Origin of the sequence: Chungangia koreensis, from assembly GCF_042651785.1 — a bacterium.
Classification (GTDB): domain Bacteria; phylum Bacillota; class Bacilli; order Bacillales_A; family Planococcaceae; genus Chungangia; species Chungangia koreensis.
Genome location: NZ_JBHSEC010000006.1, coordinates 1 through 14,539 on the forward strand (window position 1 = coordinate 1; position 14,539 = coordinate 14,539).

At 37.8% G+C, this 14,539-nt stretch carries 16 protein-coding genes; 2 read left to right on the forward strand and 14 right to left on the reverse strand.

Annotated features, from left to right (window positions below; all coding sequences use genetic code 11):
- Positions 1–114: 114 nt before the first annotated feature.
- From ACFOZY_RS05675 to ACFOZY_RS05705, 7 genes are all read right to left on the reverse strand, one after another.
- Positions 115–423, reverse strand: coding sequence for a hypothetical protein (locus tag ACFOZY_RS05675; RefSeq protein ID WP_378153211.1), 309 nt, complete (start codon positions 421–423; stop codon positions 115–117).
- A 121-nt stretch (positions 424–544) separates the two neighbouring features.
- Positions 545–2,080, reverse strand: coding sequence for a sensor domain-containing diguanylate cyclase (locus tag ACFOZY_RS05680; RefSeq protein WP_378153390.1), 1,536 nt, complete (start codon positions 2,078–2,080; stop codon positions 545–547).
- Between the two features lie 67 nt (positions 2,081–2,147).
- Entirely contained in the window at positions 2,148–2,897 is a 750-nt protein-coding gene (locus ACFOZY_RS05685; RefSeq protein WP_378153213.1) for an EAL domain-containing protein, read from the reverse strand.
- 84 nt (positions 2,898–2,981) lie between these two features.
- Positions 2,982–5,054: a methyl-accepting chemotaxis protein gene (locus tag ACFOZY_RS05690; RefSeq protein WP_378153215.1), complete on the reverse strand. Its 2,073-nt coding sequence runs from the start codon at positions 5,052–5,054 to the stop codon at positions 2,982–2,984.
- A gap of 102 nt (positions 5,055–5,156) precedes the next feature.
- On the reverse strand, positions 5,157–5,621 hold the full coding sequence (locus ACFOZY_RS05695) for a chemotaxis protein CheW (protein ID WP_378153217.1): 465 nt from the start codon (positions 5,619–5,621) through the stop codon (positions 5,157–5,159).
- 516 nt (positions 5,622–6,137) lie between these two features.
- The gene (locus tag ACFOZY_RS05700; RefSeq protein WP_378153219.1) at positions 6,138–6,416 is read right to left on the reverse strand and encodes a group II intron maturase-specific domain-containing protein; all 279 of its coding nucleotides are present in this window, start codon (positions 6,414–6,416) and stop codon (positions 6,138–6,140) included.
- Between the two features lie 827 nt (positions 6,417–7,243).
- Complete coding sequence (locus ACFOZY_RS05705) at positions 7,244–7,417, reverse strand: methyl-accepting chemotaxis protein (RefSeq protein ID WP_378153221.1); 174 nt, start codon at positions 7,415–7,417, stop codon at positions 7,244–7,246.
- Positions 7,418–7,503: 86 nt separating this feature from the next.
- Here ACFOZY_RS05705 and ACFOZY_RS05710 point away from each other — a divergent pair, with 86 nt between their 5' ends.
- On the forward strand, positions 7,504–7,875 hold the full coding sequence (locus ACFOZY_RS05710) for a hypothetical protein (protein WP_378153223.1): 372 nt from the start codon (positions 7,504–7,506) through the stop codon (positions 7,873–7,875).
- 62 nt (positions 7,876–7,937) lie between these two features.
- On the forward strand, positions 7,938–8,261 hold the full coding sequence (locus ACFOZY_RS05715; RefSeq protein ID WP_378153225.1) for a DUF5658 family protein: 324 nt from the start codon (positions 7,938–7,940) through the stop codon (positions 8,259–8,261).
- Positions 8,262–8,476: 215 nt separating this feature from the next.
- On the opposite strand, the gene ACFOZY_RS05720 is transcribed toward ACFOZY_RS05715, so the two are convergent.
- From ACFOZY_RS05720 to ACFOZY_RS05750, 7 genes are all read right to left on the reverse strand, one after another.
- Positions 8,477–9,283 carry an enoyl-CoA hydratase/isomerase family protein gene (locus ACFOZY_RS05720; RefSeq protein WP_378153227.1) on the reverse strand — a complete coding sequence of 269 codons (807 nt, stop codon included), beginning with the start codon at positions 9,281–9,283 and terminating at the stop codon, positions 8,477–8,479.
- 62 nt (positions 9,284–9,345) lie between these two features.
- Positions 9,346–10,503, reverse strand: coding sequence for a CaiB/BaiF CoA transferase family protein (locus tag ACFOZY_RS05725; protein WP_378153229.1), 1,158 nt, complete (start codon positions 10,501–10,503; stop codon positions 9,346–9,348).
- Between the two features lie 23 nt (positions 10,504–10,526).
- Entirely contained in the window at positions 10,527–10,997 is a 471-nt protein-coding gene (locus ACFOZY_RS05730) for a MaoC family dehydratase (protein WP_378153231.1), read from the reverse strand.
- Positions 10,998–11,013: 16 nt separating this feature from the next.
- A complete protein-coding gene (locus tag ACFOZY_RS05735) occupies positions 11,014–11,892 on the reverse strand; it encodes an HpcH/HpaI aldolase/citrate lyase family protein (protein ID WP_378153233.1) in 879 nt (292 codons plus the stop codon).
- A gap of 1 nt (position 11,893) precedes the next feature.
- Complete coding sequence (locus ACFOZY_RS05740) at positions 11,894–12,649, reverse strand: IclR family transcriptional regulator (RefSeq protein WP_378153235.1); 756 nt, start codon at positions 12,647–12,649, stop codon at positions 11,894–11,896.
- A 19-nt stretch (positions 12,650–12,668) separates the two neighbouring features.
- Positions 12,669–13,961, reverse strand: a complete 1,293-nt coding sequence (locus ACFOZY_RS05745) for a TRAP transporter large permease (protein WP_378153237.1) — start codon at positions 13,959–13,961, stop codon at positions 12,669–12,671.
- Entirely contained in the window at positions 13,958–14,491 is a 534-nt protein-coding gene (locus ACFOZY_RS05750) for a TRAP transporter small permease (RefSeq protein WP_378153239.1), read from the reverse strand. Before ACFOZY_RS05750 ends, ACFOZY_RS05745 begins: the two co-directional genes overlap by 4 nt.
- Between the last annotated feature and the right edge of the window lie 48 nt (positions 14,492–14,539).

The window sequence follows — 14,539 nt, forward strand, 5'->3', positions numbered from 1 at the left end:
TTAAAAAAGATGACTCCGGTACAATACCGAAGCCATCTTTTGGCTGCCTAATTGGCAGGTTGCTTTTATTTAATTGTCCATTTTACAGGGCGCAGTTCAACTTTAGAGAATAGCTTAATTTTCTATGAATGGCTTCTTTATCCACATTACTTTAACGAATAAAGAGAAACTGTGTAAATATCCACCATTTTCTGTACGAATCATCTCTTCTCCAAGGAATTCACTTTCCGTATTTCTTTCAATTCGATAAATCTTTCCCGGTATTAGGTTGCATTTTTCATAATGCTTATGTTGATCGCGTATAATTTTGACGTGAGTTGCCTCTATTTCCGGACATTCATTGAAACTAAAATTTGATTTCTTATGAGTAATTGGTTTCTTTGCGTTACTCTCTAAGAACAAGATATTACTTGTTAGTGCCATCTGTTTCACCCAATCTTAACCTAATCCCAGTATTATTGTCTTAGGCATCTCAACTATAATTACCCGATGCTTTCAAATTTACATTTTACAAAGGTCAATAAAGATATTTGAGGTAGATCATTTAATTCTGTATTACCTTATTTCTTCCACTAGTTTTTGCTCGATAAAGAGCTGTGTCTACTCTACTGTAGAGGTCATCTATTGAGTCGCCTTTATGGTATTCTGTAGCACCTGCTGATATCGTAATCGTCGCATTAGTTGGCCCTACTACTGATGCAACGTTTTCACGAAGACGTTCAGCAATATTCATCGCAGATTGCAGTTCTGTTTGGAATAACAACACGATAAATTCTTCACCTCCCAACCGAATACATAGATCCCTCTCTCGAACAACATCCTGCATTATATTAGAGATAAATTTTAAGACTTCATCTCCTTTTTGATGACCATATGTGTCATTCACTTCTTTGAAGTGGTCAATATCAATCATAATCACGGAAAACGATTGCTCATTTCGTACCCATTTCTTTGTAACCTCTTCAAAATATCTTCTGTTCTTCAGTTGAGTAAGTGTGTCGGTATAGGACTGGTTTTTATAACCTTCAACGCGTTTTTGCTGTTTTTCAGAGTAAGTTTGTATCGTCTTTTTAAGTTGCCTTGCCTCAAAATACCACATTGGCAACTCATCAAGTTTTTTTCGATCCCAATTATTATCTTCCAAGTACTTAGAAAACAGGGCTAATTTTTGTAAAGGTGCTGATAGTTTTTGGGCTAAATACAACGTCAATATAAAAAGGAGTACAATAAATGGAAGTGCAGTGAGAAACATATTTAACACAATGCCACTTAATGGGTGAATACTTACTTCATAAGGTGTTTGGGAAACAACTCCCCATTTTCTTTCAGGCATAAACGAATATCCAGCAATGAATTCTTCTCCTTCTATATTCATTACCTTTCCAGTCCCACTTTTATGTTTTATTATTTTTTTCGCTATGTCAGATTCTTTTGAATTCTCCCCGATTTTTTGTTTATCAGGGTGATAAATCGTATTTCCTTGATCATCTACAACAAATACATACGAGCCATTATTCGCGAAATGATCCCCTAATATTTCTTCCAAAAAATTCTCTTCCTCTAAATAGATGGCACCGCTTAAGTACCCTTGATATCTATTGTCTGCATCCCAAATTGGAGTAGAAATAAGGATAATAGTACGTCCTGTAGCAGACGTAAATGGGCGTGAAATTATAGTTTTCCTCTTTGTTAGCGCTTCTTGCGCCCCCGGTGTATCTAACTTCTTGCCCACTATTGTCGAGTAGGGTGCTGAATCAAGAACAAATCCTTCCTTCGTTACGACAGAAATAGAGTCAAAGCTCTCTTTTAATAAGATATTATTCAGTTTCTCTTTCAACAACACTTTGTTCTCTTTCAGGGCGCTTACCTCAACCGACATTAATTCTAAATCACTTTGTATGGAATTAAGTCTGACTCCTAATTCTTTTGAAAGACTTTCGGCATAATTCTTGTTGATAGTTAATGAATCATTGATTAAGTTTTTTTTCGTAATGAAATAACTTGAAAGAAATGTGATGCTGAAAATTCCAACAATTGCGGTTGATAGTAGAAGTATTATCCAAAAGCGTAAGGTCTTGATGTGTTTATCCTCCTAATTATTTTTGTCATATTAGTCAAAGGTTTAGATTCAAAAAGTCCTACTACCTCTAATATAATTCAAAGAGTTTCTCCGACAAGCGCTTGGGCTTCGAAATATAGTAGCCCTGAAACAAAGGAACACCTAATTCCTTTGCCGTTTTCAAATCTGCTTCTGTTTCTATTCCCTCTAATATTAATTCAGCATTCTCTTTTGTATAATCCAAAACAATTGAAATTAGTTGTTGTTTATCTGAAGATACTGCTAAGTCCTTCGATCTTGTATGGTCTAATTTCACAAAGTTCGGTAGGAACTTCTCCATTCGTTCAAAGGAAGTCTTTGAAATTGCAATATCATCTAAAGCAATTTGAAACCCGGTGATTTTTAGAATAGATAATTTCTCAACAAAAATCGGAAGACTTATTAAGTCGTCCTCAGCCCGATCTTCATTGATTTCCAAAACTACTCGATGTCTTATCCATGGATATTTACTAAATAAACTACTAATAAATTGTCTAAAGTCTGGATGAAGTATCGTTGATGGAAATACATTAATAAATAAATAGTATTTACCAAAAAACGAGTTAGGAAATTCCGAAATCGCATTAATTATACATTGTGTATCTAATTCATATAAGAGCCCTGTCGTTCTTGCCTCTTTAATAACCGTAAGCGGGTTAATTCTTGGAGTGCTTCTCATAAGTGCTTCAAACGCAAAAGTCATATCTTCTAAATTGGTCAGTGGTTGATATTCACAGTATAGTAATCTTTCTTCTATTAACCTTGATACGTTTAGCGACATCCGATCCTCTACTTTCAAATAATAAACTAATAATGACAGGCACTTCATAACGTTTTTGTGTAAGTACTTACTTTGAAACCGCATCATTTTTGTTTATTACTTCTATAATTTAAATTGTTTAACCACATCATTAAGTTCTTCCGCTAATACAGAAAGTTGGTCAGCACTTCCTGCTACTTCTTCCATTGAACTACTTACTTGTTGAACAGTTGCGGCTGTTTCTTCTACGCCTGCTGCGGATTCTTCGGAAATCGAAGCGATTTCTTCAATCGATGCATTCATTTGTTGACTGTTGGCTGCAATCTCAGACAAGTTATTTGTAATGAACTGTACGTTTTGTACCATATGCGAAACCGATTCTGTGATTTTGTTTATTACTTCTCCAGTTGCAGCGATTTGTTCAGTACCATCTTCCATTTCACGGAACCCATTTTGTAATGAATTTTTTACAAGAACGAATTCTTTTTGGGTGTTATCGACAATCACAGTAATATCCTTAACTGACAAATTAACTTGCTCTGCCAATTTTCTTACTTCATCCGCAACTACAGCAAAACCTTTTCCATGTTCCCCTGCTCTTGCCGCTTCGATGGAAGCATTCAAGGCTAATAAATTGGTTTGGCCAGCAATACCGCTTATAACTGAAACCAAATTAGCGATTTCATTTGTACGTTCCTCAAACCCTTCAAATTGTTGAACAGAGTCACGAATGATCCGGTTAACGTTTTCTATTTGTCTATTGGATAATTCCATGGATTGTTTTCCTTCTTTAGTCATAACCATAACGTCTTGCGTTGAATGCTGTACTTGTTCGCCGTTTTCACTTGCTTCCATTACACGAGCAACAAATGTATCCATAATCGCGGAGAGTTCACCCGCACCGTTAGCTTGAGTTTCTGCGCCAGAAGCGATTTCAGACATGGTAGTAGCCACTTGCGTAGTACCTTCTTTTACCTCATTTGCAGATTGAGTCAATTCTTCACTTTGACTACTAACGGTGCCAGAAACTATATTAATTTTACTTATTATATCTCGTAAATTCTGATTCAATCGGTTTGTAGATGTTATTAATTGTCCTATTTCATCTTTTGATTTTGTTTTTAATTCTTCCTGACTTAAATCACCTAACGCTATCTTCGCCATGACATTCGTAACATGAGGAATTTCCCTTAACATACGTTTTAACAGGAGGAATACTATCGCAATAAGGATGAAACATGCTATAACAAAATATAAACTCAACTTGAAGGTAAAAGTATTAAGACTGCTTAATGCTTCCTTTTGAGTTATTGATGTTCCAACTGACCAATTCGTTGTTGGAACTGACGAATACCCGATATATTCTAAACGATCATTTACATGCGTTAACTCAAGACCTTTTTCTCCCTTAACCATTTTTCTACCCACATTTCCGATGTCACCAGAAAGTGATTGAAGTTTTTGATCCAGAATCAAATCGCTATTTGGATGATATAGTATGGTTCCATCGTTAGAAAGTAAAAATGAATATCCACTTTCACCCATTTTATAAGATTCCATTAATTGCGGTAATTGATCTAAAAATATGTCTATCGCAACGATACCTACAGTATTATTGCCCTCTTTAATTGGTTTCATAGCACTTAAAATCATTTTCCCAAACACTTCATCCATATATGGCTCAGTGAAATATACATCCTCTTCCTCTACTGCTTGTTTGTACCAAGGTCTACTATATATATCGAAGTCTGAATCCGAAACTACGTTATTACTTCCAACTAAAAAATTGGATTTATTGCTGGCAACCCAAGCCATTGCAATCGCATCATCTGTTTTAACAATCGCATCAAGTGATCTTAAAACACCATCGTAATATGAATTTGTCGTTGCTTCATCCTTTGAATTGGCTGTATTCAAGTATTTTAGTATCTCCTGGTTTGTAGCAATTTGCCTAACGACTGTGCCTTTCTCTGCAAACATACCATTAACTTGATCAGCAACTGCCTTACTATTCGTCGACACATTTACTTCTACACTTTGAACTAATATTGATTTTGTATATGAGTAAATCAGAAACCCTGTAAATGAAAATACAATGATGATAGCTATAAAAAGAACAAGAGCAACTTTTGTTGAAATACTATTTTTTACCCATGAAAACAAACCAGACTTCTTATCATTTTTTCTTTTTGTCATTATTTACTTACTTCCTTCCAATTATATGTGGATTATTATTTTCGCCATTATGAAGTTTAAAAATCAATAGCATCAATAGAAAATGCAAAAATTTGTAGAAAATTAATTTGCAAGTTCAGATAAGTCTTTTGCTTTCATAATTTCATCCCGTTCAAGGATGGCTGGGAGGTTCAACATGACGATCATTTTGTCTTCCAAATTCAAAATGCCTTCTATGTATTTTTCAGTGATGATGGATGGGGTTTCATTTATTAAAGATGAATCAATATCTAAAACGTCTGTCGCGACATCCACCATCAGCCCAACTACCAAGTCATCATGTTGGGTAATTATTACGAAGTTCTCCTCCGAGAAAGATATTTTCCCTAAATTGAAATACTCGGCTAAATCAATAATTGAGATAATCTCACCTCTCATATTGATGATACCCCTGAAAAAAACAGGTGTTTGCGGTAGTTCTCTGATTTCCCTGACCTTTTCGATGGAGCGAATATATTGAAGTTCAACTCCATAATTTTTTCCTTTCAGTTGAAACACAACAATCTTCATCGTTACTTCCTCTCCCACGTTTTACATTTTAATTAAAACTTTTTTCCTATATCCATCATTTAAAATTAGGCATTTTGTATGACTTAACAAGAATACACTCTATTTAGCAGGGAGTGGTAAAAAAAAACATTTATTTTATGTCGAAATTGTGTCTATTTGGAATTGAAAGCACTTTCAAATTTTTGAAAATATAAATACTTTTTTCAACACAAATGATATAATATTAGTCTTTTACCTTCCTCATAACCGTTCACAAATAAAAAGAGTACTACTCTTGAAGCATTCTTCAGGTGTTTTATCAAAGTTAAAACCTTTAAATGATAGAATCCTAAGTTTTTGATTCTCTGTTTTCTCCAGGTATTGTACCTTACAGCATTACAATCGAGTAGAGGGAGTGATTAACTCCCGTCCTCTTACACCTCCGTACGTACCATTGGTATGCGGTGGTTCGAAAGTTTTTTGAAATCAATTAGTAGGCTTTTGATTCTTGTTTTCCCAGTACTGATTGTTTAGTGTCTGGTCTATAATTGTTTGTTAGGACAGTCGCCAGTAACCCTTTCGGGGTTTCGCACATCTCCATGCGTCAACTGGCTTAATTCCACACTTCTTAAGCTCTCGGTATTTCGTCGAGGGCTTTTTCCATTCTTTCCACTTACACGCTCTTGATCTTCGTCTTACGTGACTATCTATCTTTAATGCATATTTCTTGATGTTACCAATCTTAAAATAGTTAAAACCATCCCCTGAACCTATTGGTTCAGTTTGTGGATTCGATACTCCATACTGATTCTCCAGCTGCAGTTGGTTAACCATCTAAGCTTGGCCTAAAACTTCGCCTTGCTCTTCTTTTACACGTACACTAGTGTCTGTTTCCTGTCTAGATCGAAAGTTACGCCTAAGAATGTAAGTGCGCTCGGCTTTCCCAGCGCACTTTTCTCTCGTTTACTTTTTTAGTTTCAGCTTTTACTCGCTGAAGTCGGTAATCCCTTGTTTGATACGTTTTTCAAGTAGATGTTACTGTCATGCGCTTATCGGACAAACATATGTCCCCGTTTACTCTAACTCCCAATCCAGCTCGGTTATAGAAACGGATTTAACGGTCCGCCTTGCGAAGTCACTTCCCGAGTGATTGGAGACAATACCGTTTTCCATCACATCGGCTAGAAGGAAAAGAAAGCTTAAAATCGACTAGTATTTTGGTTGTAAGGAAATAAGCACTCCCTTTCTTATTTACACTATAAAATATGTATTTGCTTCTCTAAAAAAAGATTTCTAAGAAGCTCCTCTCGCCTCTTAGAAATCCTATTAATTCAATATTTTTAGACAAAATCTATATTTTAAACTTTCTCACCAATCCACTCAACGTCTCAGACAATCTTGTCAATTCTCCAGAACGTCCAGCAACTTTTCCATCCAACTCAGAATTAGTTGGGTGGATGCAGAAGTCTCTTCGATTCCAGCTGATTATTTCTTCCGTGACAGAAGCGATTTATGAAATGGAAGTATTAAACTTCTCACTGTTTTCGGATATCAACGCCAGGTTTTCTGAGATGTGTTTAATGTTCTGTACCATTTGCGAAACTGACTCATCAATCTGCCTAAAGGTCTCAGATGTTGTCCGGATTTCTTCCGTGCCTTTTCTACTCGTCGTAGCTGCCTTTTAATGATTCTGCAACAGAAGAACTTTCACTTTGTATGCTTTCAACGATATGCATGATGTCTTGTATAGAATGATCCACTTTCTCAGCAAGTTTCTTCACTTCATCCGCTACAACCGCAAAACCGTTAACTTTTGTGAAATAAAGTGCTTCCATATATCTTGAATTAATTAATTTCTATAAACATAAGAACGAACAATCCGATAAGTATATTATATATATAATTTGTAGAGGTGCTTACTTTGGACATAGCTGAAATAATTGATAAAATTAATCATTCAATAGATGAAGTGGATTTTGTAACTGCAAGAAAGCTTATCGAGAATAACTTTGAATTAATTAGCAAAAAGAGACAACTTTTAAATCGAAATGCGAGAGAGTTGTTTGAAATACTCAAAAACAATCTAAATGCCGGTATTAAAACTTTGAGTCGTAGTGAAATGACCACAATTTACGCGATCAACTCTTACGCAACTAATTTCGATATAAATGGCTTGAAATTATCTGTTAAAAATAATCTCGATCTATTAATGAGACAAGATATTACACACTATTTAAATCAGGATGCAAAAGCTATACTTACAGGAATGAAAATGATTAGTGGAGAAAATTAAGGTATAAATTCAATCCCCTTCCCCAAGAATAATGATAACTCCAACGGAAGGGAGAGTTATCATTGGAAAACGGTCAAATAAGCTACAAAGCTGTCTATGCTGTTTTTCTTCTATTCTTATTGTCCATTTTAGATGCTTTTTACACCGATCTTGGAATCCGCCATCAATTCATTACAGAAGCAAATCCACTTATGAATATGATTTACGAGAAAACAGTCATCGGATTCTATGGGATCAAACTGATTCTACCTTTGCTCATGCTGTTCATTGTTCTGAACATAAAAGTGAAGAGACATCTATGGTTCCTCATCAATGGATCACTCATCTTATACGGTGTCATTTTATATCTGCACCTTCAGTGGATTACAAAAGTCTCAATAGGATAGCTCCTGGTGCTGCCAGAAGCTATTTTTTTATGAAGTGAGGTGCAAATGTCGACTATCGATTGGTTCTTTATCTTTTATACTACTTTTATTTGTCGTCTATCAACCTATCCCTTGTCATGTATCATTTCTAAAAACGAATCAGAACCCTTCTTGTTCGATCCATCCCATCCCAAAATGAAAAAGAGCAAGCCCTTACAGCTCGCTCTCATTCGTACCTATTTTACAAACTTACTCTTTAACTCGGTAAGTGCATCCTCGTGCCCTTGATGAAATACACTAATAGCCATTTGACTCGACACATAATCTAAAGATTGGCGCAACGTCATCGTTTGCGATTCTTTAACAATTCGTTTCATCATTTGCACAACTTCCTGAGGCTTCTTAAGAATTTCCTTGCAGTACTTAGTAACAAAGTTATCTAACTCGTCATGTGGCACTACATGACTTACTATTTTCATATCCAATGCTTCGTGAGCATTCAACACTTTGCCTGTCCAAAACATTTCAAGAGCCGCATCAAGGCCAATGATTCTTGGTAAGTAATAACCGCCACCATCTCCAGGCACAATTCCTGCATTTATATATGTTTCACCCATTTTCGCTCGTTCCGACGCAATCCTGATGTCACACATCAATGCCATGTCGAGACCAGCACCCATTGCATGACCATTTACCACAGCAATCATTGGCTTATCGATTTCATCCATTAATAAAGGAATTCGTTGAATCATTTTCCATAAACTATTTTTTACCGCCAATGGTGTACTACGGAGATCCGTATCATCTGAATTCTTCGAAAGGAAACCTTCTCTATTTATCATTGCCTTCACATCTCCGCCGGCGCAGAACGCCCGCCCATTACCTGTCACGATTCCCATATGGATTTCAGGATTGTCTCGAATTTCCACCAACGCTTCAATCCACAAATCCATCATTTCTTTACTGAATGCATTCATCTGATCAGGTCGGTTCAACACAATTTTAGCGACATGCCCTTCCACCGTGAAAAGTAAATCTCCCATTTCTCCCTCTCCTTTATAGGAAAAGCCGGCATTCAAATCTGAATCCGAATCACCCAAAATAATTATTCCTTCTCTACAGGAAAATTTAATTCACTTAAAATCTCTTGATTATGCTCCCCTAAATTGGGAGCCAATCGGCTAACCGAGACAGGGGTCTCCGAAAATGAAATAGGGAACTTAATATTTCGGATCTCCCCTTCGGTAGGATGCACAACCTTTTCAAAAAATCCAATTTCATTTAAATGAGGGTCTTCAAATAAATCCTCTGGTGTATTGATGTTCGTACAAGGAATGTCAGCAGCTTCCAAAACTTCAAGCCACTCTCCCGTTGTTTTCTCAGCCATAACCTCCTCGACTGTACGATAGACAAAATCGATGTGTTCAGTCCGTGAGGCCATATCCAAAAATCTTTCATCCACTGCTAAGTCTTTGCGTCCTGCTACTTCAAAAAACGCCTTCCAGTGTTTGTCATTATAAATCATGACACCGATATATCCATCTTTCGTTTTATACGGTTTACGATAAGGCGAAGTGACGCGGGAGTAATACATCGGACCAATTGGAGGAGTAAATGTCTCGCCATACATATGCTCCATCATCATGTACGACACCATCGTTTCAAACATCGGCACTTCAATTTCCTGTCCGGCTCCGCTCCGTTCACGTTGGTACAGAGCAGAAAGAATTGCACTCAAACCGACTAATCCAGCTGTCTTATCAGCCAAAACGGTTGCTAAATATTGAGGCGTTCCTGTAATTTGTCCCTGTGCAGCCGCTACTCCGGATGCTGCTTGAATAATATCGTCATATGCAGGCTTATCTCCATAAGGCCCATCCTTGCTGAATCCATACATTCCACAATAGATCAGCCGGGAATTCAATGGCTTCAAGTCTTCATATGATAAACCTAATTTCGCCATTGTCTTCGGCCTCATCGTATGGACAAAGACGTCTGCTTCTTTCACTAACGCAAGCATCGCCTCTTTACCTTCCTCACTTTTCAAATCCAAGGCGATACTGCGTTTATTCCTATTCAAATGAAGGAAGAGGCTTCCCATTCCATGATGCTTTGACGGACCCAAATAACGGGTCGTATCACCCGATGGATTTTCAATTTTTATGACGTCTGCTCCCATATCCGCTAACATGACCGTACAATACGGCCCCATTACGACGGAAGTCAGATCGAGTACTCGGATTCCATCCAACGGTCCACTCATCCTGATCTCCTCCTCCCATTTCTTTAATTATTAATAATAGCCGCCGACTTCTTCAACATCATGCCTGCACGTTTGGACTTGCAAACCAAATCCCCATGCTGGTTATATACACGGTGTTCAAACCACACTACCCCTCGGTCTGAGCGGGACTTCGATTCTCGTTTATCTACAATTTCTGTTTCCGCGCGTAATGTATCACCGATTCTTACCGAGTGCGGAAAGGTTGTTTCATCGAACCCTAAGTTCCCTAATGTTGTTCCCTCCGTCAACTCTCCAACGCCTACTCCAACGGCATAAGAAAGAGTGAACAAGCTGTTGACAATCCTGCCACCATGTACTGTGCCCTTTGAGTATTCTTCATCCAGATGAAGCGACTGCGTGTTATGCGTTAATGTTGTAAATAACAGATTGTCAGTTTCAGTCACAGTTCTTCCCGGTCGATGCTGATACACATCACCAACATTCAATTCTTCATAATATTTACCAATAGCCATGTTTCGCACTCCTCACTTACTTTTTCACTATATAGTGTTCAGCAACAGCTAAGATTTCCCTCGCTGTCTTCACATGTGCATAATCGATATGTTCGCCCCGATACAAAATCGCTGATTCACCGTTTTGCTCGGCTGCCTCAAACGCTTGAACCATGCCCGAGTAGTATTCAATATCTTCATCTGAAGGCGCATAGATTTCATTTACTACCGGAGCATTAGAAGGATGAAGAATTAGTTCCCCTACAAATCCTAATTGACGATTGAATGATGCACTTCTCCGCAACCCTTCAATGTTATGCACATCCTGCCAGAGACCGCCGATCGGCTGTACTCCTGCTGCTCTTGCTGCCATAACAACCTTCGACCGCATAAATAATGTTTCTAATCCTTCCATCGTCCATTGGTAGCCGAGAGCACGTGCTACATCGCCGTTTTTTGCACTTAAGCCGGCAATACCCATCACGCGATCACAGCACGCAATTTCATAAGATAACTGCATCGACTTGGCCGTCTCCAGTATCGGGAGCAGCTTTACGACTCCTCGGTCAAGCCCCTTCTCCACTTCCAAGCTGTCTAAAATACAAGACAACTCTTCAATCTCTTCTGGTCCATCCAACTTCGGCAGTACAATTCCAGTTAACCCCGGTTGAACTACCGCCTTCAGATCCTCATGGTCGAATTCTTCCAATCTATTGATTCGGACAAATACATGGACCCCTTCAACAGCCAAATCAGGTATGGCTTTTTCCACATTTCTTCGTGCTTCCTCTTTCAGCTGAAGTGGTACACTATCTTCTAAATCTAGTATCACACCATCTGTTCCATAAGCCGGGATTTTTTTAAACCAGTCTCTCTTAATAGCTGGGACGAATAGTAAAGTACGATAATTTCTCATGTCATTTCCCCCCCTTTTCTAAATAGCCTAATGTATAGGAAATATCTTGTGCTGCTTCTTTTACTTTTTTGATATACAATGATTCATTCTCTTCTTTATAATCAGCGATTGGGACTACACAGATGATACTTCCTATCACTCGCTTCCTTGCATCAAAGATCGGGGCACCTACACTTAAAGCACCCTGTTTCCTCTCATTGGATGTGATCGCATATCCCAATTGAATAATCCGTTTTATTTCTTCCTTTGTTTTTTTCTTTTCGGAATTTGAAAGCCCTTCTGCGTCTAATATTTCTTCCACCTCTGATTCGGGTAGATATGCCAAAATGGTTTTTCCACTAGCAGCAATTGATACTGGTTCCAAAACCCCGATGTCCAGTACATATTGCAATGCAAAACTACTCTTTACACTATCAACAAATGAAAGCTTCTTATGTTGTGGATAGTAAAGTGCAAAGTAGACGGAATGATGGAGTACGGAAGCCAAATTCTCTAAATACGGCCTTGCTACTTTCTTCACATCTACATTGGTCGATATGATTGATGCCATCCGTATAAAATCTGTTCCCACCCTGTATTTGTTCGTTACTTCCGAGTACTCTAAAATGTGCTCTTCCTTTAGCATAGATAACATACGGTGTGTACTGCTTACCGGCATCTTTAAATATCTTGATAATTCATTTACGCCCCATTCGCTTTTTGAATCTGTAAAAGCTCGTAAGATTGTAAATGTCTTAGAAATGACATTAGAATTCATTCGTAAAATATCCCTTCGATTATTTAATCATCATACCTGGCAACCATAGGGTCAGGAATGGCAGTAAAATGAGCAATAGAAGAATTAGTAGATCCATGATGACAAACCATGTAACCCCCTTAAAGCCTTCCGAAGTCTTGACACCAGCAGCACCGGTGGCCACGAAAACATTCATGCCGACTGGTGGTGTTACAAGTCCGATTTCTACTGTTTTAGTGATGATAATACCGAACCAAACCGGATTGAATCCAAGTGCCATGATAATCGGAAAAGTGAGTGGCAATGTCAAAATTAGAATTGCAATCTGGTCCATAAAGAATCCTAAGATTAGGTAAACCAAAATAATGATTGCTAAGATCCAATACCGGGAAATATCTAATTCATTAATCATCATTACAACTTTTTGGGTCGATTGTGTCATTGTTAAAAAGTAACTGAAAATATGTGCACCTACAATAATTGTCATAATCATCGTAGTTGATTTGATCGTATCATTTAAAGCTACTCCGAATTTCTTCATATTCATTCGGCCCATTAGAAGGACAACGACTAATGTAATGAAAGCGCCCATTGCACCAGCTTCAGTAGCTGTAACAATACCACTGTAAATTCCACCGATTACAGCAATAATGATGACAAGCATTGGCCATACATTCTTCAGTGATGCAAAACGTTCACTTAGCGTAGGCTTAATTTCTATTTTCGGTGCTATTTCAGGCTTTAGTTTAACCCAGATAAAAATAGTAATTATGTATCCGAGAGCAGTTAAGATTCCCGGCACAACTCCTGCTATAAGTAAGGAACCAACACCTGTTTCAGTGAGAATCCCGTACAGGATCAAAATAATACTTGGTGGAATCATGACAGCAAGTGTGCCTGCCATACTAATTACACCCATTGTAAATGCAGTGTTGTACTTGAATTTCCTCATTTGTGGAGCAACAGCTTTTGACATCGCCGCAGCGGAAGCTTGACTTGAACCTGATACAGCAGCCATCATTGCTCCGGCAAAGATCGTTGCAATCCCTAATCCACCCGGGAGTCTTCCGAGCCACTTGTAGGCTGCTTCAAACAAGTCCTTCATGATGCCACTGACAGTCATAAAAGCAGCCATTAAAATAAACATTGGAATCGCACTCAATAGGAAACTTTTCACACTATCATAAGGTGCAGTTGATAAAATACCTAAAAATGAATCCCAACCACTGAACAGTAATAATCCGATTGAACCTGAAATTCCTAATGCAAAAGCAATTGGCATACCAATCGCCAAGAAGAGAGCAAGCAGTATTAATGGAATCGCGACAGTCATTCAAAATCATCCTCCTCGATTAAAATTTCCTTTACGGGATGCGCTTCCCTTCCAATTAGTAGAAGGATGACTTGAATTACTAAGCGAACCATAATCAGAAAAGCTCCGATTGGTATCCAAATATAAGAAATCCACAAGGGCAAGTTAATTAGTCCTGAAGCGACCAAATTATTTTGTAATGCGTTAATAGTCATCTCTAATCCTTTCAAACCAATGAAGAACATCATTCCTGCCGCAAGCACGTAGAATACTGAATTAACAATTGCTTGAACTCTTTTAGGGAACCGTTCGAACAGTATATCTAATCGGATATGTCCGTCTACTTTTTGAACGTAACTCATACTTAAGAAGACCAGGGCAACCATTAAGTACATCTCCGTCACTTCATATGCGCCGACAATAGAATTACTAAATAAGTACCTACTAAACGCATCAAATGTTGTTAAAATCATCATTATGACAAGTGCAACCTGTGACAGAATTAAAAAGATATTCTCCAACTTTGAAAACAATTTTTCCAACTTTTCCATTTCTCTCACCTTCCTTGAATTGGATAACGGCCGTTTTTTCTTACAAAC

What these genes read in the sequence shown, in the direction of transcription:
- ACFOZY_RS05675 (WP_378153211.1), bottom strand. Translation starts at nt 423, where the DNA reads ATGGCACTAACAAGTAATATCTTGTTCTTAGAGAGTAACGCAAAGAAA.
- ACFOZY_RS05690 (WP_378153215.1), bottom strand. Translation starts at nt 5,054, where the DNA reads ATGACAAAAAGAAAAAATGATAAGAAGTCTGGTTTGTTTTCATGGGTA.
- ACFOZY_RS05700 (WP_378153219.1), bottom strand. Translation starts at nt 6,416, where the DNA reads ATGGTTAACCAACTGCAGCTGGAGAATCAGTATGGAGTATCGAATCCA.
- ACFOZY_RS05705 (WP_378153221.1), bottom strand. Translation starts at nt 7,417, where the DNA reads ATGGAAGCACTTTATTTCACAAAAGTTAACGGTTTTGCGGTTGTAGCG.
- ACFOZY_RS05720 (WP_378153227.1), bottom strand. Translation starts at nt 9,283, where the DNA reads ATGGGAGATTTACTTTTCACGGTGGAAGGGCATGTCGCTAAAATTGTG.
- ACFOZY_RS05725 (WP_378153229.1), bottom strand. Translation starts at nt 10,503, where the DNA reads ATGAGTGGACCGTTGGATGGAATCCGAGTACTCGATCTGACTTCCGTC.
- ACFOZY_RS05730 (WP_378153231.1), bottom strand. Translation starts at nt 10,997, where the DNA reads ATGGCTATTGGTAAATATTATGAAGAATTGAATGTTGGTGATGTGTAT.
- ACFOZY_RS05735 (WP_378153233.1), bottom strand. Translation starts at nt 11,892, where the DNA reads ATGAGAAATTATCGTACTTTACTATTCGTCCCAGCTATTAAGAGAGAC.
- ACFOZY_RS05740 (WP_378153235.1), bottom strand. Translation starts at nt 12,649, where the DNA reads ATGAATTCTAATGTCATTTCTAAGACATTTACAATCTTACGAGCTTTT.
- ACFOZY_RS05745 (WP_378153237.1), bottom strand. Translation starts at nt 13,961, where the DNA reads ATGACTGTCGCGATTCCATTAATACTGCTTGCTCTCTTCTTGGCGATT.
- ACFOZY_RS05750 (WP_378153239.1), bottom strand. Translation starts at nt 14,491, where the DNA reads ATGGAAAAGTTGGAAAAATTGTTTTCAAAGTTGGAGAATATCTTTTTA.